The organism is Streptomyces griseus subsp. griseus, assembly GCF_000720255.1.
Classification (GTDB): domain Bacteria; phylum Actinomycetota; class Actinomycetes; order Streptomycetales; family Streptomycetaceae; genus Streptomyces; species Streptomyces griseus_I.
In genome coordinates, this window is sequence record NZ_JOJE01000006.1 from 170,575 (window position 1) to 190,456 (window position 19,882).

At 72.5% G+C, this 19,882-nt stretch carries 19 protein-coding genes; 7 read left to right on the forward strand and 12 right to left on the reverse strand.

From position 1 onward, the window contains the following. Positions 1-68: 68 nt before the first annotated feature. Together IG99_RS11745 and IG99_RS11750 are read right to left on the reverse strand one after the other, a co-directional pair. On the reverse strand, positions 69-842 hold the full coding sequence (locus tag IG99_RS11745) for an ABC transporter ATP-binding protein (protein ID WP_037672618.1): 774 nt from the start codon (positions 840-842) through the stop codon (positions 69-71). 753 nt (positions 843-1,595) lie between these two features. Next, complete coding sequence (locus IG99_RS11750) at positions 1,596-1,820, reverse strand: alpha/beta hydrolase fold domain-containing protein (RefSeq protein WP_234311815.1); 225 nt, start codon at positions 1,818-1,820, stop codon at positions 1,596-1,598. Between the two features lie 54 nt (positions 1,821-1,874). Between IG99_RS11750 and IG99_RS11755 the strand changes: the two genes are divergently transcribed. Continuing rightward, complete coding sequence (locus IG99_RS11755; RefSeq protein ID WP_078947660.1) at positions 1,875-2,768, forward strand: rod shape-determining protein; 894 nt, start codon at positions 1,875-1,877, stop codon at positions 2,766-2,768. Between the two features lie 73 nt (positions 2,769-2,841). Here the strand turns inward: IG99_RS11755 and IG99_RS11760 are convergent, their stop codons facing one another. Both IG99_RS11760 and IG99_RS11765 read right to left on the reverse strand, forming a co-directional pair. Continuing rightward, entirely contained in the window at positions 2,842-4,068 is a 1,227-nt protein-coding gene (locus IG99_RS11760) for a PP2C family protein-serine/threonine phosphatase (protein ID WP_037672621.1), read from the reverse strand. 67 nt (positions 4,069-4,135) lie between these two features. Further along, positions 4,136-6,577 (reverse strand): SpoIIE family protein phosphatase, encoded by a 2,442-nt coding sequence (locus tag IG99_RS11765; RefSeq protein ID WP_037672622.1) that lies wholly within the window; start codon positions 6,575-6,577, stop codon positions 4,136-4,138. Positions 6,578-6,716: 139 nt separating this feature from the next. Here IG99_RS11765 and IG99_RS11770 point away from each other — a divergent pair, with 139 nt between their 5' ends. Further along, positions 6,717-7,160: a DUF6174 domain-containing protein gene (locus IG99_RS11770; protein ID WP_037672625.1), complete on the forward strand. Its 444-nt coding sequence runs from the start codon at positions 6,717-6,719 to the stop codon at positions 7,158-7,160. Positions 7,161-7,197: 37 nt separating this feature from the next. Here the strand turns inward: IG99_RS11770 and rocD are convergent, their stop codons facing one another. From rocD to IG99_RS11785, 3 genes are all read right to left on the reverse strand, one after another. Next, entirely contained in the window at positions 7,198-8,424 is a 1,227-nt protein-coding gene (gene rocD, locus IG99_RS11775; RefSeq protein ID WP_037672628.1) for an ornithine--oxo-acid transaminase, read from the reverse strand. Further along, positions 8,421-9,233, reverse strand: coding sequence for a dimethylargininase (gene ddaH, locus IG99_RS11780; RefSeq protein WP_037672631.1), 813 nt, complete (start codon positions 9,231-9,233; stop codon positions 8,421-8,423). The genes rocD and ddaH overlap by 4 nt, the downstream gene beginning before the upstream one ends. A 136-nt stretch (positions 9,234-9,369) precedes the next feature. Further along, positions 9,370-9,861 (reverse strand): Lrp/AsnC family transcriptional regulator, encoded by a 492-nt coding sequence (locus IG99_RS11785; RefSeq protein ID WP_037672633.1) that lies wholly within the window; start codon positions 9,859-9,861, stop codon positions 9,370-9,372. 100 nt (positions 9,862-9,961) lie between these two features. On the opposite strand from IG99_RS11785, the gene IG99_RS11790 reads away from it, so the two are divergent. Genes IG99_RS11790 through IG99_RS11805 form a run of 4 tightly spaced genes read left to right on the forward strand, consistent with a single transcriptional unit; the run spans position 9,962 to position 14,034 of the window. Further along, entirely contained in the window at positions 9,962-10,726 is a 765-nt protein-coding gene (locus IG99_RS11790; protein WP_037672635.1) for a LytR/AlgR family response regulator transcription factor, read from the forward strand. A gap of 2 nt (positions 10,727-10,728) precedes the next feature. After that, positions 10,729-11,091, forward strand: coding sequence for a hypothetical protein (locus IG99_RS11795; RefSeq protein ID WP_037672637.1), 363 nt, complete (start codon positions 10,729-10,731; stop codon positions 11,089-11,091). Between the two features lie 25 nt (positions 11,092-11,116). Beyond that, positions 11,117-12,832: a sodium/solute symporter gene (locus IG99_RS11800; RefSeq protein WP_037672639.1), complete on the forward strand. Its 1,716-nt coding sequence runs from the start codon at positions 11,117-11,119 to the stop codon at positions 12,830-12,832. Then, positions 12,829-14,034: a sensor histidine kinase gene (locus IG99_RS11805; RefSeq protein ID WP_037672641.1), complete on the forward strand. Its 1,206-nt coding sequence runs from the start codon at positions 12,829-12,831 to the stop codon at positions 14,032-14,034. Before IG99_RS11800 ends, IG99_RS11805 begins: the two co-directional genes overlap by 4 nt. 12 nt (positions 14,035-14,046) lie before the next feature. Here IG99_RS11805 and IG99_RS11810 read toward each other — a convergent pair whose 3' ends face one another. Together IG99_RS11810 and IG99_RS11815 are read right to left on the reverse strand one after the other, a co-directional pair. Beyond that, on the reverse strand, positions 14,047-14,241 hold the full coding sequence (locus IG99_RS11810; RefSeq protein ID WP_037672643.1) for a membrane protein: 195 nt from the start codon (positions 14,239-14,241) through the stop codon (positions 14,047-14,049). A gap of 13 nt (positions 14,242-14,254) precedes the next feature. After that, positions 14,255-16,045, reverse strand: a complete 1,791-nt coding sequence (locus IG99_RS11815; protein WP_037672645.1) for a serine/threonine-protein kinase — start codon at positions 16,043-16,045, stop codon at positions 14,255-14,257. A gap of 164 nt (positions 16,046-16,209) precedes the next feature. On the opposite strand from IG99_RS11815, the gene IG99_RS48695 reads away from it, so the two are divergent. Beyond that, positions 16,210-16,800, forward strand: coding sequence for a hypothetical protein (locus tag IG99_RS48695; RefSeq protein WP_158973175.1), 591 nt, complete (start codon positions 16,210-16,212; stop codon positions 16,798-16,800). Here IG99_RS48695 and IG99_RS49565 read toward each other — a convergent pair. From IG99_RS49565 to IG99_RS11830, 3 genes are all read right to left on the reverse strand, one after another. After that, the gene (locus IG99_RS49565; RefSeq protein ID WP_063768307.1) at positions 16,709-17,638 is read right to left on the reverse strand and encodes a DUF6777 domain-containing protein; all 930 of its coding nucleotides are present in this window, start codon (positions 17,636-17,638) and stop codon (positions 16,709-16,711) included. The two genes, IG99_RS48695 and IG99_RS49565, sit on opposite strands and share 92 nt — an antisense overlap. Before the next feature lie 96 nt (positions 17,639-17,734). Continuing rightward, on the reverse strand, positions 17,735-18,685 hold the full coding sequence (locus tag IG99_RS11825; RefSeq protein WP_037672646.1) for a cytochrome c oxidase assembly protein: 951 nt from the start codon (positions 18,683-18,685) through the stop codon (positions 17,735-17,737). Between the two features lie 150 nt (positions 18,686-18,835). Continuing rightward, positions 18,836-19,861: a 6-phosphofructokinase gene (locus IG99_RS11830; RefSeq protein ID WP_037672647.1), complete on the reverse strand. Its 1,026-nt coding sequence runs from the start codon at positions 19,859-19,861 to the stop codon at positions 18,836-18,838. Positions 19,862-19,882: the final 21 nt, after the last annotated feature.

Below are 19,882 nucleotides of genomic sequence, written 5' to 3' on the forward strand. Positions count from 1 at the left end.
GGGGTCGGTCAGGGGCTGCGTGCCGGTCCGTACGACTCGGCGCGCTCCAGCGGCTCGGCCCGAACGGCTCAGCTCGTACGGAACCCGGGGGCGTCGGAGGACTTCATGAGTTCGCGGACCGCGTCCGCAGTGGGCTCGTACATCTCGTCGACGATCCGCCCGTCCGCGAGGAAGACGACCCGGTCCGCGTAGGCGGCGGCGACCGGGTCATGGGTCACCATGACGACGGTCTGACCCAACGTCCGCACGGAGTCACGCAGGAACCCCAGGACCTCCGAACCCGCACGCGAGTCCAGGTTCCCGGTCGGCTCGTCCCCGAAGACGATCTCCGGCTGGGACGCGAGCGCCCGGGCGACGGCCACACGCTGCTGCTGGCCGCCCGAGAGCTGGGCGGGGCGGTGAGTGAGCCGGCCCGACAGGCCGACCATCTGGATGACGCTGTCCAGCCACTCCTTGTCCGGGGTCCGGCCCGCGAGGTCCATCGGGAGCGTGATGTTCTCCAGCGCGGTGAGGGTCGGCAGCAGATTGAACGCCTGGAATATGAAGCCGACCTTGTCCCGGCGGAGCTTGGTGAGCTGCCTGTCCGTCAGGGCTCCCAGCTCGACGTCACCGACGCGGACGGAACCGGAGGAGAAGCTGTCCAGCCCGGCCACGCAGTGCATCAGTGTGGACTTGCCGGACCCGGAAGGCCCCATGATCGCGGTGAACTGGGACTGCCCGAAGCCCACACTGACCCGGTCCAGGGCGACCACCCGGGTATCGCCCTGCCCGTAGACCTTGGACAGCTCGGTGGCGCGGGCGGCAATGGTGGGAGTGCGGGGAGCGGGCGGCGATGTGGTCACGAGGTCTTGCTCCGATCGAGGGCGCGAGCCCGGCGCGCGCGTACGGCGCACCTGGCTGGGGACTCCTTCATCGTCCGGTCCGCACCGCTCCCTCCGGATCAGCCGAAGTACTGACCACCTGAAGCTGATGCCGGAATGGGCCTGGTCATCCTCAGGTATGGCGTTGCGTCAGCTCCGGGGATGACGCGCGGGAGAAGCCGCCCGAGAAGGAGCACCAAAAGCCTCAAACCGACAAACCCGTCCCGTCGCCGTCTCAGTCATTCGGCCGATGCGGTCCCACGCCAGAACGATCCGTCGGCCTGCGCGATCAGTGCCGGCGGCGAGCCCGGAGGAGCGCACCTCCGTCTGCGTGGCGACCCTCCTGCCCGCGACAGATGGCCGGTCACCCCGCCGGCGGTCCTGCACGTCGTCGAGCAGGCGGAGTCGCAGGCGGGTCCACACGAGTTCCGAGGCAGTCCGTACCTGGCTCTTCAGATCGAGCTCAAGGATCGGAGTCACCCCGCGAGCGCCCTCGGTGGCGGCCGGCAAGTCGGCGGTGAGCGCGTCGGGGTGGGCGGGTCGAGGCGCTCGGCGGTCTCGTCGAGGACGAGGACGGGAACCGCCGGCATGGGGAGGTGCGGCGGGCCTGCTCCGCAGGCCCCGTCGTCACATTCGGGCCCTGCTCAGGTGCCGGCGCAGCCACTGGCCCATCTGCTGGACGGCCCGGTCGACCTCGGGCACGCGTCCCGCGCCCAGGACGAACGAGTGCTGTCCTTAGGGCAGCGCGTGGACCTCGGAGGTGACCTTGAAGTCCGCGAGGCGGCGGGCGAGCCGGGCGCCGTCGTCGGCGAGGGTCTCATGTTCGCCGTAGTGGACGGTGGTGGGCGGCAGACCGGTCAGGTCGGCGTTCACGAGGCTGACCTCGGGGGCGGCGAAGTCCACCGCGGGCTCCTGCAGCCAGGATGCCCGGAAGAGCTCGAGGATGCTCCTGCTGAGCATCTTGTGACCGGCACGGACGGCTGGCGAGGCGCCGCCGGGCACCGGCCCTGGCCGATGTGCCGACGCTGCTGCGGCATCGCCCTGGACCTGGGCAGCGCCCGCACCCGCGTCTGGATCGCCGGCAGGGGCGTGGTCATCGACGTGCCCACCGTGACCTCCCCGGGCGCCGATGCGGCGCACCCCGTCCAACGCGGCACCATCATCGACCCCGCCGGGTGCGCCCGGATGCTGCAGCGCCTGCTCGGTCACCGCATGCCCCGCCGCACCCGGCCCATGGTCATCGTCACCGCTCCCGTTCTGGACGGCGTCGCCTACCGGGCCCAGGTACGCGCCGCGGTCGGCGCGCTGCAGCCGCGCAGCGTCCTGACGGTGCCCAGCGCCCGGAGCATCGCCCTGGCCGCGGACGCGGACATGTCCCGTCCGCTGCTGGTGGTGGACATCGGCGCCCACCTCACCGAGGCGGTACTGCTGTGCGACGGCGCCGTCACCGGCGCGCGCCGCACCGCCCTGGGCACCGCCGACCTGGACGAAACGACCTCACCCGAGCAGATCGCCACAGCGGTGGTCGCGATGCTGACGGCGATGCTCAGCCAGGACCGTTCCTCGTTCACCGCCGACGCCCTGCGGCGCGGCGTCCTCCTGGGCGGCGGAGGTGCCCTGCGTCCCGAGATCACCCGTCGCCTCGCCGGCCGGCTGCACGGGCCGCTGCACGTGGTTCCGACCCCGCACACGGCAGCCGTGCGCGGCGCCGCCAAACTCCTGCAAGCCGTCCATACGCACTCCTCCAACTCGGGCCCGTCCCACACGCTGCCCGCTCATGCTGAGCCGCGCCCTCGTAGGTGCATCCGGCCGGCCCACCGAGCCAGCCGCGTCCACGGCGAAGGGAGGACACCCGCCCGGCCGCACCTCCCCACCACCACCCCGGAAACGACCGCGGGCCGGGCTTGACGGGGCGTCGGACACGTTGCCGCTGCTCGAACCGGCCGTACGGCTTCTCACGCCGCCCCGCTGAACGCCGCGTTCACAGGCGCACGATGACCAGAGCCGTGTCGTCGGTGGCACCGCCCGGCGGCAGCAACTCCAGGAGTACGGCGTCGGCGAGCCGCTCGGGGTCCTCGTCCCGGTGCCGCGCGAGGGAGTCGGCCAGCCGGGCCAGACCGGTGTCGATGTCCTCACGGCGCCGTTCGACCAGTCCGTCCGTGTACAGCACGAGGGTGGCGCCGTCGGCGTAGCTGGTGCCTGCCTGGGGCCTCGGGACGGGTTCCGGGCGCGCGTCGAGCGGCGTGTCGGTGGCACGGTCGAGGAACTCCACCCGGCCGTCGGGATGGACCAGCGCGGGCGGCGGATGACCGGCGCTGCTGTAGGTGATCGTATGGAGGTCACAGTCGATGAACGTCGTCACCGCCGTGGCCGACTCGGCCCCGTCGACGACGTTCGCGTACCGGCCCAGGACGTCCAGGGCCTGGGCCGGGCCCTCCGCCACGCGGGAGGTGGCGCTCAGCGCGCTGCGCAGCTGGCCCATCACCCCGGCCGCCTCCAGGCCGTGCCCGACCACGTCCCCCACGGAGACCCCGATCCGGTTGCCGCCCACCAGGTCGACCAGGTCGTACCAGTCCCCGCACACGTTCAGCGCACCGACCGCGGGCCGGTAGCGCACGGCGGCCTCGCGGTGGCCCACCTGGCGGGCGGCGGGCAGCATGGCCTCCTGCAAGGCCATCGCGACCTCGCGTTCGCGGGCGTGCGCCTGGCGCAGGCGGTCGTTGAGATGCTGAAGTTCCCGGGCCCGCGTGTACAGCTCGGCCTCCAGCACCCGGGCCCGGCTGCCGCTCGGGCCACCGCGGGCCCGGATCAGCTCGGTGACCTCCTCCACCCGGTGCACCAGCAGCACCACCTTGCCGTCCGTGCCGAGCACCGGCACATTGACCGGACTCCAGTAGCGCTCCTCCCACACGCCGGGGAGGGATTCGACGTCATAGCGCTGGAGGGCCATGGCGTCCCGCTCGCCGGTGGCCAGCACCCGCTGCAGGGACGCTTCCAGATTGCGCATGCCGGTCGCGGCGGGGTCGTTCGGGTTGTCCGGGAAGACGTCGAAGATACGGCGGCCGACCACCTGCTCGCGCCTGCGGCCGGCCACCCGGAGGAACTCCTCGTTGACGTCCGCGTAGACCAGGTCGGGGGTCAGCAGGGCGACCATGCCCGGCAACGCCTGGAACACCGTCGCGTAGTCGATCGCCGTCTCGTCGTCCATACCCGCCGCCTCACCGCCGGTTTTGAACCAGTTTCGCACCAATGGCGGCGGGGAGGGCTGCCTCGTCTCACACCGCGGGCCCCGACAGTGACTGCTCGGCCCAGATGATCTTCCCGTCCGGGACGAAACGGGTGCCCCACCGCTGGGTGAACTGCGAGACCAACAGCAGACCCCGCCCGCCCTCGTCCATGGTGCGCGGATGGCGCAGATGCGGAGCCGTGGCGCCGCCGTCGAAGACCTCGCAGGTCAGCGCCCGCTCCCGGATCAGCCGCAGCCGGATCGGGCCGCGGGCGTACCGGATGGCGTTGGTGACCAGCTCGCTGACCACCAGCTCCGTCGTGAAGGCCAGCTCCTCCAGCCCCCACTCGGCCAGCCGCCGGCGCGCCGCCCTCCGGGCGTCGGCGACGACCACCGGATCCCGCGGCAGATCCCAGACCGCCACCTGGTCGGCGCCCAGCCGCCGGGTACGGGCCATCAGCAGCGCCACGTCGTCGTACGGGCGGGACGGCACCAGCGCGTCGACGACGGTCCGGCAGCGCAGCTCCAGCGTCTCCGCCGACGCCTCCAGGGCCCGCCGCAGCCGCTCCCGGTCCACGTCCAGGACCCACACCTCCCCGTGCGCCAGCAGCCCGTCGGTGTGCAGCGCGAGCGTGCTGCCCTCCGCCAGGGACAGCTCCAGCGCCTCGAACGGCGGGCCGCCCGCCCCCAGCGACGGACCCTGCGGCAGTGCCACGAAGGAGACCGTGCCGTCCGGCCGGATCACGGCCGGCACCGGATGCCCCGCGGCCGCCATCGCGCACCGCCCGTCGACCGGGTCGTAGACCACGTACACGCACCCCGAGCCCTCCGCCCCGGTACCGCCCTCGGGCTCCCCGCCCTCCTCGCGCGCCGTCCGACCCACCAGATCGTCGAGATGCGCGAGCACCTCGTCCGGCGGCAGATCCAGGGCCGCCAGCGTCCGTACGGCGGTCCGCAGCCGGCCCATGGCCGCGGCGGCGCCGATGCCGTGCCCGGGCACCTCACCCACCACCAGGGCGACGCGCGCGCCGGACAGCGGGATCACGTCGTACCAGTCCCCGCCCAGCCCGATCAGCTCGTCGGCCGGGCGGTAGCAGGCGGACACCTCCATCGCGTCCGACTCCGGCAGCCGGTGCGGGAGCAGGTTGCGCTGGAGCACCAGGGCCGCGTCGCGCTCACGGGTGTAGCGCCGGGCGTTGTCCACCCACACGGCCGCCCGCGCGACCAGGTCCTCGGCCAGGCTGAGGTCGTCCTCGTCGAACGGTTCCCGCCGATGCCGCCGGAAGAACGTGGCCACGCCGAGGGTGACACCCCGGGCCCGGATCGGCACCACCAGCACGCTGTGCAGGCCCAGGTCCCAGAAGGTGGCCTCCCGGCCGCCCGGGACGTCCGCCGCCCACTCCCCGGCGCGCGGGTCGAGCCGCTCCTCGCGCCAGGAGCGCCCCGTGACCAGGCAGCGGACCGGCGGCGAACCCGCCGCATAGGTGACGGCCCCGCCGACGCCGAGCACGGACTCCGGGACACCGGAACTCGAGGACTGCCGGCCCGCCCGGCGCAGCGGCACCGGGTCATGGGCCGCCACGGGCGCGGGCTCGGCGCCCCGCAGCACCGACTCCAGCAGATCCACGGTGACGAAGTCGGCGAACCCCGGCACCACCACATCGGCCAGATCCTGCGCCGTCCGCATGATGTCCAGGCTGCCCCCGATGAGCTCGCCGGCCCGGTCCAGCAGGGCGAGGCGCTGCCGGGCGCGATGCCGCTCGGTGATGTCGACGACCGTGTAGTAGACGCCCATCGGGCGGCCCCGCTCGTCGTCGAGCCGGGTGATCGACAGCATGTGCATCGTCTCCCGGTGCGGTGCCGACCGGACGCGCCCCAGTTGCTCGTACCCGACGACCGGTTCCCCGCTGTCCAGCACCCGCCGCATCAGCGCCTCGAACGCCTCGGAGTCCAGCCCCGGCTGCACGTCCGCCAGCCGCAGCCCGATCCGCCGCTCGGGCGGACCGCCGCCGAAGCGGGCCAGCGCCTCGTTGGACCACACGTAGCGCAGGTCGGCGTCGACGACCGCCATGCCGATCGGTGCCCGGTCGACGATCTGCTGCAGCACACCGCGGTCCAGGTCCCCGGCCGGACCGTCTGCCGTCTCCGTCATCAGCAGCAGCCACCGCGCGGGGCCGCCGGGCTCCCGCGCCGAGGTGATCCGGGCGACCACGCGCACCGGCCGGCCGTCCTTGCGGCGGACCGTCAGCGACCCAGCCCAGCCCCCGTCCCGACGGCACCGCTCCACGAGCTCCGGCACGCGCGACGCGTCCTCGTCGGCCAGCAGACCGGACAGCCGGGCACCGACCGCCTCGGCGGCCGCGTAGCCCAGCAGGCGCTGCGCGTCCCCGGTCCAGCTGCGCACCACGCCCTGCGCGTCGAGCAGCACAGGCACGGCGACCGCCACGTCGGACCGCCGCCGGGCAACGTCGCGCTCGTCGAATGTGCCCACGGCCGACCTCTCTGTCGCTGAGAGTGGTCTACCACCTCCCGTTCCCATCTTCACCCGGGAGCACGCGGAGCGAACGTTCCTCCGGGGCCGGGCGTCGAAGGAGCGACCCACGCAGCGAAGGCCGCGACGAAAGGCACCCATGACCGCCGTACGATCCACCGCCCGCGCCCTGCTGGCGTGCGCCGCCCTGACCGCCTGCGGCGCCCCGGTGCCGACGGCCGGGACCGCGCCCGCCCGGCCCGCCTGGACCGAGCCCGCCGCCTACACCTACACCCTCACGTCGAGCGCGGGGGAGCGGGCCCTGATCGGCGCCTTCCGGGTGACCGTCCGCGACGGCGAGGTCGTCCGGGCGACGGGCCTCGACGAGGACAGCCGCCGGGTCGTCGCGGAGTCACCCGGCGCGATCCCCACCCTCGCCGGTCTTCTCGCGGAACTGGACGAGGCCCGCCACGACCGCGCCGACGTCACGAGGGCGCGGTACGCGACGGACGGGCACCCGCTGCGGATCGAGGTGGACCGGGACGAGAACGCGACCGACGACGAGGCACGGTATGTGATCAGCGCGTACGAGGAGCAGGGCTGACGGGTCCGCCACGGCCCCCTCAGCCCTCAAGGCGGCCTCAGACACCTCCCCCGAGCACCTTCTCCAATGAGCCCAGCGCCGACGCCAGTTCCTCCGCGGTGATCGTCAGCGGCGGGGCCAGACGGATCGTCGAGCCGTGGGTGTCCTTCACGAGGACGCCCTCCCGCATCAGGCGTTCGCTCACCTCGCGACCGGTGCCGAGGTCCGGGTCGATGTCGACGCCCGCCCACAGCCCGCGCGAGCGGAACCCGACGACGCCCCTGCCGACCAGCTCCGTCAGACCGTCCCGCAGCACCGCGCCCAGCTCGGCGGCCCGGCTCTGGAACTCGCCCGTCTCCAGCAGCTCGACCACGGCCGTGCCGACCGCCGCCGCGAGGGGGTTGCCGCCGAACGTCGAGCCGTGCTCGCCCGGCCGCAACACGCCCAGCACCTCCCGGCGCCCGACGACCGCCGACACCGGCACGATGCCGCCGCCCAGCGCCTTGCCGAGCAGCACGACGTCCGGGACGACCCCCTCGTGCTCGACCGCCAGCGTCCGCCCCGTGCGCCCCAGGCCCGACTGGATCTCGTCCGCGACGAACAGGCAGTTCGCCCGCCGGGTCAGCTCACGGACGCCCGCCAGATAACCGTCGTCGGGGATCACGACGCCCGCCTCGCCCTGGATCGGCTCGATCAGCACCGCCGCCGTGGTCTCGTCGACCGCCGCCTCCAGCGCGGCCAGGTCGTTGTACGGCACGACCCGGAACCCCGGGGTGAACGGCCCGAACCCCGAGCGCGCCGTCTCGTCCGTCGAGAAGCTCACGATCGTCGTCGTACGGCCGTGGAAGTTGTCCGCCGCGACCACGATCGTCGCCCGGTCGGCCGGGACGCCCTTCACCTCGTACGCCCACTTGCGGGCCACCTTGATCCCGCTCTCCACCGCCTCGGCGCCGGTGTTCATCGGCAGCACCATGTCCAGGCCCGTCAGCTCCGCGAGCCGCTCGGCGAACCCGGCGAGCCGGTCGTTGTGGAAGGCGCGCGAGGTGAGGGTGAGCCGGTCGAGCTGGCGGTGCGCCGCCTCGATCAGCGCGGGGTGGCGGTGACCGAAGTTCAGGGCCGAGTAGCCGGCCAGCATGTCGAGGTAGCGGCGCCCCTCGACGTCCTCCACCCAGGCGCCCGCCGCGCGGGCGACGACCACAGGCAGCGGGTGGTAGTTGTGCGCGAGGACCGGCTCCTCGGCGCGGATCAGGTCGGCGGAGGTACGCGTACGAGCGGGTGCGGTCATGAGCGGATCTCCTGAGTGCAGCACTTGATGCCGCCGCCGGCCTTGTGGAACTCCGACAGGTCGACGGGGACGGGGACGTAGCCGTGGCCCGTGAGCCGCTCGGCGAGGGCCTCGGCGGCCGGGGCGATGAAGACATGGCGTCCGTCGGAGACGGAGTTCAGGCCGAACGCCATCGCGTCGTCGCGGGTGGCGAGCACCGCATCCGGGTACAGCCGCGCGAGCACGTCGCGGCTGCCCGGCGAGAAAGCCTCCGGGTAGTAGGAGATGTTGTCGTCGTCGAGCACGAACAGCGCCGTGTCCAGGTGATAGAAGTACGGGTTCACCAGGGTCAGGCTGATCACCGGGTGGCCGAAGAACTCCTGTGCCTCACGGTGCGCGTCCCGGGCCGTGCGGAACCCGGTGCCGGCCAGCAGGTAACGGCCGGTCCACACCAGGTCGCCCTCGCCCTCGCAGACGGCCTCGGGCCGGTGGACGTCGTAACCGGCGGTCTTGAACCAGGTGTCGTAGTGAACCGACTCCAGACGCCGCTCCGGCGCGTGGAAGAGGGAGCCGAGGACGCGGCCGGCGACGACGACGGCCGAGTTCGCGGCGAAGACCATGTCCGGGAGACCGGGGACCGGCTCCACGGAGTCGACGGTGTGCCCGTGGGCACGGTAGGCACTGATCAGCGAGTGCCACTGCTCCTGGGCGAGGTCGACGTCGACGTGGGCGTCGGGATGCATCCAGGGGTTGATCGCGTACTGCACGGCGAAGTGTCTGGGTTCGCAGACGAGAAAGCGCCGGGGGCGCTGGACACGGCTTTCGAGCACAGAGGGGTTCCTCCGCTTTTCCTGCGGTGTCGACTGGGATGACACCAAGGTAGGGAGCGGCCGAGAAGCGCGACAAGCAAGAAAGACTGCGTGTCCGCGCAGCAACGCTGCGTTGTCTCCGCAGCCCACGCACGTCTCATGCGCTCTCCGGGGCGGGCTGGCTGGCGCCGGCCTCCGGGGCCTCCGGCAGCAGATGGGACAGCACCATCACGCTGATCGTCTTGCGGATGAACGGCTCGACGCGGATCCGCTCCAGCACCTCCTCGAAGTGCTCCACGTCCCGCGCCCGCACGTGCAGCAGGGCGTCGGCGCCGCCCGTCACCGTCATCGCCGCGGTGATCTCCGGATGGTTGCGCACCACCTCCGCCAGCCGCCGCGGCGGGGCCGCGCCCTCGCAGTACACCTCCACGTACGCCTCGGTGCGCCAGCCCAGCGCGGACGGTTTCACCGTGGCCGTGAACCCGGTGATCACACCCGTCTCACGCAGCCGGTCCACCCGCCGCTTGACCGCCGTCGAGGACAGACCGACCGCGGCGCCGATCTCGGCGAAACTGCTCCGGGCGTTCGCCATCAGCGCGGTGACGATCTTCCGGTCGAGGTCGTCGAAGGACGAGGGCCTGCTGTTCATGGCCGCACTGTAACCAGCCCAGCGGTACCACCGTGTCCAGCGCGAACGCGCACGCCGACGAGATGTCCAGGCGTGCGAATTGCTCCTAGACTCCACGTTCATGCTGCGCGCCCTGGCTGTCGACGACGAACGCCCCTCGCTGGAGGAGTTGCTGTACCTGCTGACCGCGGATCCCCGGATCGGCAGCGTCGAGGGCGCCGGTGACGCGACCGAGGCGCTGCGCCGCATCAACCGCGCCCTGGAGTCGGGGCCGGGCGGGCCCGAGGCGATCGACGTTGTCTTCCTCGACATCAACATGCCCGGCCTGGACGGCCTCGACCTGGCCCGGCTGCTGACCGGCTTCGCCCGGCCGCCGCTGGTCGTGTTCGTCACCGCCCACGAGGACTTCGCCGTCCAGGCCTTCGACCTCAAGGCCGTCGACTACGTCCTCAAGCCCGTGCGCAAGGAACGCCTCGCCGAGGCGGTCCGCCGTGTCGTCGAACGCGCCACCCCCGAACAGCGCGGCACCGCCGCGCGGATACCCGTGCACGAACCCGACCCCGACCACATACCCGTCGAACTCGGCGGTGTGACCCGCTTCGTCGCCGTCGACGACATCACCCACGTCGAGGCGCAGGGCGACTACGCCCGGCTGCACACCGGCCGCGGCAGCCACCTCGTCCGTATCCCGCTGTCCACCCTGGAGGAGCGCTGGCGCTCCCGCGGCTTCGTCCGCATCCACCGCCGCCACCTCGTCGCCCTGCACCACATCGGCGAACTCCGCCTCGACGCGGGCTCGGTGAGCGTCCTGGTCGGCAGCGAGGAACTCCAGGTCAGCCGCCGCCACACACGCGAACTGCGGGACCTGCTGATGAGGAGGCCGTAATCGTGCCCCACCAGGACCCCACCGAACGCCGCGTCGTCGTCACCGGGCCGCCCCGCCGCACCCGGCACGCCTCCGGCTACTACCGTCCCCGCACCGAGATCGACGAGCAGACCACCCTCGGCCACACCTACGTCCGCTCCCTCATGCGCACCCAACTGCGGTCCGCCCTTACCGTGTTCGCCGTCCTCGGCCTGCTCGTCGGCCCCCTGCCGCTGGTGTTCGCCGCCGCCCCGGAGGCCCGCCGCCTGGAATGGGCCGTCCTCGGCTTCGGCCTCTACGCCCCCCTCGTCCTGCTCGCCCGCTGGTACGTACGGCGCGCCGAACGCAACGAACGCGACTTCGTGCGCCTCGTCGAGGACCGCTGATCCGGCAGCCGGGAACCCACAGCCGATGAACTCCAGTTACGCCGTCCCCGCCGTCGCCCTCGTCGTCGTCGCCACCGTCCTCGTCGGCGCCTTCGGCCTGCGCATCTCCCGCACCACATCCGACTTCTACGTCGCCTCCCGCACCGTCGGCCCCCGCCTCAACGCCGCCGCCATCAGCGGCGAGTACCTCTCCGCCGCCTCCTTCCTCGGCATCGCCGGACTGGTCCTGGTGCAGGGCCCCGACATGCTCTGGTACCCCGTCGGCTACACCGCCGGCTACCTCGTCCTGCTGCTGTTCGTCGCCGCCCCGCTGCGCCGCTCGGGCGCCTACACACTGCCCGACTTCGCCGAGGCCCGTCTCGCCTCCCAGGCGGTACGACGGCTCGCGGGCGCCTTCGTCGTCGGCGTGGGATGGCTCTACCTCTTGCCCCAACTCCAGGGCGCGGGACTCACGTTGACTGTCCTGACGGGTGCGCCGGAGACCCTCGGGGGACTGATCGTCGCCGTCGTCGTCACCGCGACCGTCGCCGCGGGCGGCATGCGCAGCATCACCTTCGTGCAGGCGTTCCAGTACTGGCTGAAACTCACCGCCCTGCTCGTCCCCGCCCTCTTCCTGGTCCTCGCCTGGCAGGGCGACGGAGCACCCCGGCACGCCTTCGAGGAACCCGCGGCCTTCCGCGAACAGCGGCTCGTCCGCGTCCAGGACACCGTCGACCTGAAGCTGGAACGGCCGCTGACCGTCACCGTCAGCGGCACCGTGGACGGACGCCCGCACGACGACGCCCGCCTCGAACTCCCCGCGGGCACCCACCGCGTCACCGCCGGCACCCGCCTCACCTTCGACCGGGGCGATCCGGTCCCCGTCCCCGACCGAGGCACCAGCGGCGGCATGTCGACCTCACTCGCCGCGAGCCGCGAGGAACGCCCCCTGTACGCCACGTACGGCCTGATCCTCGCCACCTTCCTGGGCACCATGGGCCTGCCGCACGTCGTCGTGCGCTTCTACACCAGCCCGCACGGAGTCGCCGCCCGCCGCACCACCGTCGCCGTACTCGCCCTCATCGGCGGCTTCTATCTGCTGCCCCCCGTCTACGGCGTCCTCGGCCGCCTCTACACCCCCGAACTCGCCCTCACCGGCGACGCGGACGCCGCCGTCCTGCTGCTGCCCGACCGGATGATCGGCGGCCTCGGCGGCGACCTGCTGGGCGCACTGGTCGCCGGGGGCGCGTTCGCCGCGTTCCTGTCCACCGCGTCGGGCCTCACCATGGCCGTGGCGGGCGTGCTCACCCAGGACGTCCTCCCCTCGCGCGGGGTACGGCACTTCCGGCTCGGCACCGGACTCGCCATGGTCGTACCGCTGGCGGCGAGCGTCCTGGTCGGCGGGCTGCCGGTCGCCGACGCCGTCGGCCTCGCGTTCGCCGTCTCCGCCTCCTCCTTCTGCCCGCTGCTCGTCCTCGGCATCTGGTGGCGCCGGCTGACCCCGCCCGGCGCGGCCGTCGGCATGCTGGTCGGCGGCGGGTCCGCCTTCCTGGCCGTGGCGGCGACCATGGCCGGCGTCCCCGGCTCGGGCCCGCTGCACAGCCTGCTCGCCTGGCCCGCCCTGTGGTCGGTCCCCCTCGGCTTCCTCACCATGATCCTGGTGTCCCTGGCGACCCCGGGCCGGGTACCCGCCGGCACGGCGGCGATCCTGGCCCGGTTCCACCTGCCGGAGGAGTTGCGGGCGGCGGAGGTGAAGGCGTGAGCGGGTTCCTCGCCGGTCTCTGTGTGGCCGTCCTCCCGCTGCTGGCAGCGGGTTTCTGGCTGGGCCGCCGCACCGCCCGCCCCCAGACCCTCGGCGGCCTCGGCACCCCCGTCGAGCACGCCACCTTCGAGACCCTGCACACCGCCTCCCTCGCCGCACCCCCACTGCGGGCGGGCCTGAACGAGGAGACCGCGCGCCGATCGGCCCGCAGACTGCGCACCCTGCTCGGCACCGACGCCCTCTGCCTGACCGATCAGCAACAGGTCCTGGCCTGGGACGGGGTGGGCGCCCACCACCGCACCGAGATCATGGCGCGCCTGGCGGGCCCGCTGGAGACCGGCCGCGGCGAGGCGTTCCCGCTGACCTGCGACACTCCCGACTGCCCGGTGCGCTGGGCCGTGGTCGCTCCCCTCACCGTCGACGACCGCGTCCACGGCGCCCTCGTCGCCTGTGCCCCGCGCGAGTCCGCAGTCCTCGTCCGCGCGGCCGGTGAGGTGGCTCGTTGGGTGAGCGTCCAACTGGAGCTGGCCGACCTCGACCAGTCCCGCACCAAGCTGATCGAGGCGGAGGTCAGGGCCCTGCGTGCCCAGATCTCCCCGCACTTCATCTTCAACTCCCTCGCCGTGATCGCCTCGTTCGTCCGCACCGACCCCGAGCGCGCCCGCGAACTGCTCCTGGAGTTCGCCGACTTCACCCGCTACTCGTTCCGCAGGCGCGGCGACTTCACCACCCTCGCCGACGAACTCCACGCCATCGACCACTACTTGGCCCTCGTGCGGGCACGCTTCGGCGACCGCCTCGCCGTGACCCTGCAGATCGCTCCCGAGGTGCTCCCGGTCGCCCTGCCGTTCCTGTGCCTCCAGCCACTGGTGGAGAACGCCGTCAAGCACGGCCTGGAGGGCAAGACCGAGAAGTGCCACATCCAGATCACCGCGCAGGACACCGGCGCCGAGGCCCTCGTCGTCATCGAGGACGACGGTGCCGGCATGGACCCCGACCTGCTGCGCCGCATCCTCGCCGGTGAGATCAGCCCCTCGGGCGGCATCGGCCTGTCCAACGTCGACGACCGGTTGCGCCAGGTGTACGGCGACGCCTACGGCCTCGTCATCGAGACCGCCGTCGGGGCGGGCATGAAGGTCACCGCCCGGCTGCCGAAGTACCAGCCGGGGGTGCACTCGGCGGCCCGGCTCGCGCCGGAGTAAGGCCCCCGAAACTCAGGTACTGCGGGTGGCGACCATCCCGATGGTGATGAGCCCCAGCACGACCCAGCCGAACCACAGCCAGCCGTTGCTGCCGAGCGCCACCGTGTAGGCCGTCACCGCGACGAGTCCGCCGACGGTGATCACCCCCATGGTCTTCGTGGAACTGTTCGTGGAGCCGTTCGTGGAGCCGTTCGTGGGTCTGGGCATCGCAACACCCTCCTCAAGGTCCGTCACCCTCCATGGTGCCCCCGTTCTGCCTCCGCACGGTGCACACGACGTAACGCGTTCCGGACTTCCACGGTCCCTGGCTCGACCAGGACCCCGATTCGTACACCGATGGATCGAACCCGTAGTCGGCCGGCGGCAGCTCCCGGCGGCACGCCGCGTCCGACTCGGTCCGCGCCTCGGCGAGCGTCACATCGGCACCCAGCCGGGTGAATCCGACGACCAGCTCGTCGTACGACCCCTCGCAGGACGCCAGCCGGGCGTCCCGGTTGGAGCTGGTCCGCAGACAGTCCCGCTTCTGCATGGTCGACGTGTCGGTGAAGGCGGCGCCGATCCGCCGGTGGGTGCCGAGCGGCCCGTACACCGGGCCGTGCGCACCCACCAGCAGACACGCGACGCGTCGCCCGGCCGCCTCGAAACCCGCCCCGGTCGGCACGACGGCGAGACTCCGCACGTCCGCGAGCCGCTCCCGCAGCTCCCGCGTCCGCTCCGCGCACCGCCATGGCCCCAGCCGCCGCGCCTCCTCGGCCGTCGCGGCCGCCACGAACGCCGTCACCTGCCCGTCGGGCGCCTTGTCCCGGCACGTCGGATCCAGGGCCAGCCGGGGGGTGCCGGCGAAGCGCTCGGTGCGGGGCCAGTCGGCGAGCACACAATCACCGTCCTTCAGCGGCCCGGCCAACCGCACCCGCTCCCCGTACGGCCACGGGGCTGCTGTCGCGTCGCCCGCCGCCCGGTAGGCCGTCGCGTACCAGACGCCGCCCAGGGCGAGCAGCAGCCCGAGCACACAGGTCAGCACGGCCCGCCCGACCCGCCGCCCCAGGTCGGCGCCCAGCCCCCCTGCTTCCGGCTGCTGCCAAGGCCCGCTCCACGGCGGCTGCGACCCCGGATCGGTCCAGGTCCGCGCATGGGCGTCCACCTGGGGCAGCAGCAGCTGCGACAGGGCGGCCTCGGCCGCCGCCGCGTCGAGCCGCCGGGCCGGATCCTTCATGAGGAGCGCCCGCAGTACGGGCTCCAGGGCCCCCGCGCGCACCGGCGGCCGCGGGTCCTCCGTGATCACCGCCGTGATCTCCGCGAGGTACGACGCCCGCTCGAAGGGGCCCTGTCCCTCGACGCCGTAGTACAGCGTGCAGCCCAGGGAGAACAGGTCGGCGGCCGGTGTGGGCGGCCCACCCGTGCCACGCTCCGGGGCGAGATAACCGGCCGTCCCCACCAGCACCGAGGCGCGCGTGTACCGCGGCTCCCCGGCGTCCGGCTGCACCGAGATCCCGTAGTCGGTGAGCAGCACCCGCCCGTACGGCGCCCCGCCACGGTCCGGCGCGAGCAGGATGTTCGCCGGTTTCACGTCCCGGTGCAGGACGCCCCGCTCGTGCCCGGCGGTCAGCGCGTCCAGCACCGCCAGGCCGACCCGGGCGCACTCGGCGGGGGCCAGCGGGCCGCCGCGGGCCACCAGCTCGCGCAGGTCGACGGCGTCCGCCACGTACTCCATGACGATCCACGGGAGCCCCTCGTGCTCCAGCACGTCGTGCACGGTGAGCACATGCGGATGGTCGCGCAGCCCCGCCGCGTGCCGGGCCTCCGCACGGGCCCGGGCGACCCTGGCCTCCCGCTCGCCCTCGGCCTCGGCCGGGTCGCGGAAGGCGATTTCCTTGAGCGCGACATCACAGGCGAGTCTCTGGTCGTGGGCGCGCCACACATGTCCCATGCCGCCGCTGCCCAGCGGGTTCAGCAGCAGATAACGGCCGGCGATGACCCGGCCCACTCCCGACGTCGGTGATCCTGAAGGCATCCGGTGACTCCCGGGTTCTACGGGGCTTTACGGCGGTACGGCTGTGTGACCTCTACGGCTCCGGCGGGGCTTCGGGGGCGGGGGGGGGCGGGCCCGGCGGAGGCTCGGGCCGTGCGCTGGGAGGCCGGGGCCGTGCGCTGGGGGGATCCGGCGGCGCGTCGGTCGTGGTCGGAGGCGCGCTGGTCGGCGGGCCGGGGGACGGCGGCGGATCCGACGGGTTCGGAGGGCCGGACGGCGGGTCGTCCGGGGCCGGTGGGCTCGACGAGGCCGGCGCACCGGACGACGACCGCGGGTCGGACGACGGCGGTGGCGCGCTCGACGACGGCGGGTCGGACGACGACCGCGGTGGTGCGCTCGACGACGGCGGGTCGGACGACGACCGCGGTGGTGCGCTCGACGACCGTGGGTCGGACGAGGCAGGCGGGTTGGAGGAAGCCGGAGGGCCGGAAGACGTCGAAGGGCCGGAGGACGTCGAAGGGCTGGAAGACGTCGATGGGCCGGAGGACGTCGAAGGGCCGGAGGACGTCGAAGGGCCGGACGGAGCCGACGGGCCGGACGGAGCCGGCGGGCCGGACGACGCCGGGGGAGTGCGGGTCGGCTCCGCCCCGCCTGTGTGCGGGGGAGTGCTCTTCCCGCTGTCCCCGCCCCCGGCCACACTCAGTGTCACGTACTGCCCGAACCGCAGACGTTCCCCGGCCGGCGGGTCGGACGCGGTGACCAGGGCGTCGTCCGGCGGCCACCCCTCTCCGTCATAGGCGGCGGCCAGCCCCACGGCGGCCAGCCTCCGGCTCGCAGCCCCACGGCGGCCAGCCTCCGGCTCGCCGCCCCGGACGTGCTCCCCGCCAGGTCGGGCACCACCCGCATCTTCCGGGTGCTGAAGCTGGTGTCCTTCTCACCCGTCGTGCCGACGGGCCGGGTGATGCCACGGTCGGGCTCGTGCACGTCGACGAGCGCGAGCCGCTCCAGCTGTCGCGAGGCCGGGCGCACGGCGACCACGGAGGACCGGTCGTACCCCTTCCACGCCGTGTCCCCGGGCGGGAACTCCACGTCGATCCGGTCGGTGTCGCCCGTGAAGGGCAGCAGCGGATTACCGCAGGAGCACTTCACCGCCGGAACTCCTTGTTCATCCACGAGAACCGCGATTCCCGCCTGGAGCAGGGAGTCGAAAGGAACGGCTTTTTCCTTCTTGTAGTCGTGGTTCTTCACGAGAGTGTCGTGACGCAGGAGCACAGGTGTGAGCCGGTCCAGGAAATCAGGAATCCCGTCGGTGGTGATGCCGAAAACGTCGCCCCACGCCCGCGCCTTCCGGTGGTTTCGCGGATCGGTGAGAAATTCCCTCAATTGTTCGACATCACAGATGCCGGGCTGTTTCGTGCCCCCGTACAGTCCGGGCGTGTCACCCTGCTGGAGACTGCCCGGCGCCGGCAGCGACCGGACCGCGGTGTCGTGGCCCAGCCCCTGACTCTCGTCGAAGAAGGGCGCGAGCGACGGAACGCCCACCGCCACGGCCTTCACCAGCAGCATCGGTGCGTCGCGGTCGCACCCACTCGTCACCAGAACGAGGACCAGCAACACGGTGATCCGGCGGACCACACGAATTCCGGCCCCTCGCAAGAACGCGCGAAAAGTCATCACCGCTCCCCCCGGCGGTTCCCCCGACGCGCATCATGCTACTGAATGGAAAAGCGCTCAACGCCCCCGTGCGTTCAATGAGGCCAAATAGGCGTTGTACTCCTCGAGTTCCTTGTCGCCGTCCCGGTCCGCGGCCCGGTCCTTGCGCCTGGCCTGCCGCTGTTCCGAGCCGTACCACTGGAACAACAGAGCGACCAACACGAGTACGGACGGAATCTCGCTGAACGCCCAGGCGATACCGCCGGCCGCGTTCTGGTCGGAGAGCGCGTCGATGCCGAGGGAGGCGGGCGGGTTCCGGAACGTCTCCACCATCGGGGTCGACGCCATCATCAGCGCGATGCCGAAGAACGCGTGGAACGGCATGCCGGCGAACAACTCCAGCATCCGCAGCAGGTACCCCGGCCGCTGCGGTCCCGGGTCCACGCCGATGATCGGCCAGAAGAACACCACGCCCACCGCGAAGAAGTGGATCATCATCGCGATGTGCCCCGTCCTGGAGCCCATCAGGAAGTCGAAGAGGGGGGTGAAATACAGCCCGTACAGGCTGGCGATGAACAGCGGGATCGTGAACGCCGGATGCGTGATGATCCGCATGTACCGGCTGTGCAGCAGCATCAGCAGCAGCTCACGCGGCCCCTTGTGCCCGCGTCCCGCCGTGGGCAGCGCGCGCAGCGCCAGCGTGACCGGGGCGCCGAGCAGGATCAGGATCGGCGACAGCATGCTGATCACCATGTGCTGCACCATGTGCACGCTGAACATGACCATCCCGTAGTCGTTCAGCCTCGTGCACATCATCAGCGCGATCGTCAGCACCCCGACCACGTACGAGACCGTCCGTGCCACGGACCACGAGTCCCCCCGCCGGCGCAGCCGCACGAACCCCCACCCGTACAGCCCGAGCCCCACCAGGCAGGCCACGAGAAAGAACGGATCCGCCGACCACTGAAGCCCCCGCCCCAGCGTGAACGGCGGCAGATCCATGACCATGCCGTGCCCGCTGTGATCCATCTCGCCGGCTCCTGTTTCGTGGGGGGATGTGCTGTCTGTCCGCCCCAAGACTAGGACGACCCCCGGCAACGCCTGTCACCGGGGGCCAGCGATGTGCGGCTCCGCCGCGTGGGCGCGACCAGCCACGAACGACCCGCACCCGCCGGACGGCTAAAGCACGCACTCCGCTTCCGCGTACCGCTCCGCAGGAACCGTCTTCAGCGACTCCACCGCCTCCGCCAACGACACCATCACGATGTCCGTCCCCCGCAGCGCGGTCATCCGCCCGAACTCACCCCGGTGCACCGCCTCCACCGCGTGCCACCCGAACCGAGTAGCCAGCACCCGGTCGTACGCGGTAGGAGTCCCACCCCGCTGCACATGCCCGAGAATCACCGGCCGTGCCTCCTTGCCCAGCCGCCGCTCCAGCTCCACGGACAGCTGTCGGGCGATACCGGCGAAGCGCTCGTGCCCGTAGACGTCCTTGCCGCCCTCGTCGAACTCCATGGAGCCGGCCGCCGGCTTCGCCCCCTCCGCCGCGACCACGATCGCGAACCGCTTCCCCGCCTCGAACCGCTCGCCCACCTTGCGGGTCAACTCGTCGATGTCGAAGGGCCGCTCCGGCACGACGACGGCGTGCGCGCCGGCCGCCATCCCGGAGTGCAGCGCGATCCAGCCGGTGTGGCGGCCCATGACCTCCACGATCAGCACCCGCTGGTGGGACTCGGCGGTGGTCTTCAGCCGGTCCAGCGCCTCCGTCGCCACGCCCACGGCCGTGTCGAAGCCGAAGGTGACGTCGGTGACGGCGATGTCGTTGTCGATGGTCTTCGGTACGCCGACGATCGGCAGGCCGCTGTCCGACAGCAGCCGGGCCGCCTTGAGGGTGCCCTCACCGCCGATCGGAATGATCGCGTCGAGCCCCAGCTCCTGGACATGACCCTTGGCCCGCTCCACCCCGTCCCGCAGGTGCTCGGGACGGACCCGGGAGGAGCCGAGGATCGTGCCGCCGCGGGCCAGGATGCCGCCCACGGCGTCGAGGTCGAGCTTGAGGTAGTCGCACTCCAGCAGGCCCTTCCAACCGTCGCGGAAGCCGATGACCTCGTCGCCGTGGTCGACGACGGCGCGGTGCACGACGGACCGGATGACGGCGTTCAGTCCGGGGCAGTCGCCGCCGGAGGTGAGGACACCAATGCGCATAGCCCGAAACAACCTTCTCGA

What these genes read in the sequence shown, in the direction of transcription:
- IG99_RS11790 (WP_037672635.1), top strand. Translation starts at nt 9,962, where the DNA reads ATGCTGCGCGCCCTGGCTGTCGACGACGAACGCCCCTCGCTGGAGGAG.
- IG99_RS11770 (WP_037672625.1), top strand. Translation starts at nt 6,717, where the DNA reads ATGACCGCCGTACGATCCACCGCCCGCGCCCTGCTGGCGTGCGCCGCC.
- IG99_RS11800 (WP_037672639.1), top strand. Translation starts at nt 11,117, where the DNA reads ATGAACTCCAGTTACGCCGTCCCCGCCGTCGCCCTCGTCGTCGTCGCC.
- IG99_RS11815 (WP_037672645.1), bottom strand. Translation starts at nt 16,045, where the DNA reads ATGCCTTCAGGATCACCGACGTCGGGAGTGGGCCGGGTCATCGCCGGC.
- IG99_RS11755 (WP_078947660.1), top strand. Translation starts at nt 1,875, where the DNA reads ATGTGCCGACGCTGCTGCGGCATCGCCCTGGACCTGGGCAGCGCCCGC.
- IG99_RS11760 (WP_037672621.1), bottom strand. Translation starts at nt 4,068, where the DNA reads ATGGACGACGAGACGGCGATCGACTACGCGACGGTGTTCCAGGCGTTG.
- IG99_RS11825 (WP_037672646.1), bottom strand. Translation starts at nt 18,685, where the DNA reads ATGGATCACAGCGGGCACGGCATGGTCATGGATCTGCCGCCGTTCACG.
- IG99_RS11785 (WP_037672633.1), bottom strand. Translation starts at nt 9,861, where the DNA reads ATGAACAGCAGGCCCTCGTCCTTCGACGACCTCGACCGGAAGATCGTC.
- rocD (WP_037672628.1), bottom strand. Translation starts at nt 8,424, where the DNA reads ATGACCGCACCCGCTCGTACGCGTACCTCCGCCGACCTGATCCGCGCC.
- IG99_RS11830 (WP_037672647.1), bottom strand. Translation starts at nt 19,861, where the DNA reads ATGCGCATTGGTGTCCTCACCTCCGGCGGCGACTGCCCCGGACTGAAC.
- IG99_RS11750 (WP_234311815.1), bottom strand. Translation starts at nt 1,820, where the DNA reads ATGCTCAGCAGGAGCATCCTCGAGCTCTTCCGGGCATCCTGGCTGCAG.
- IG99_RS11810 (WP_037672643.1), bottom strand. Translation starts at nt 14,241, where the DNA reads ATGCCCAGACCCACGAACGGCTCCACGAACGGCTCCACGAACAGTTCC.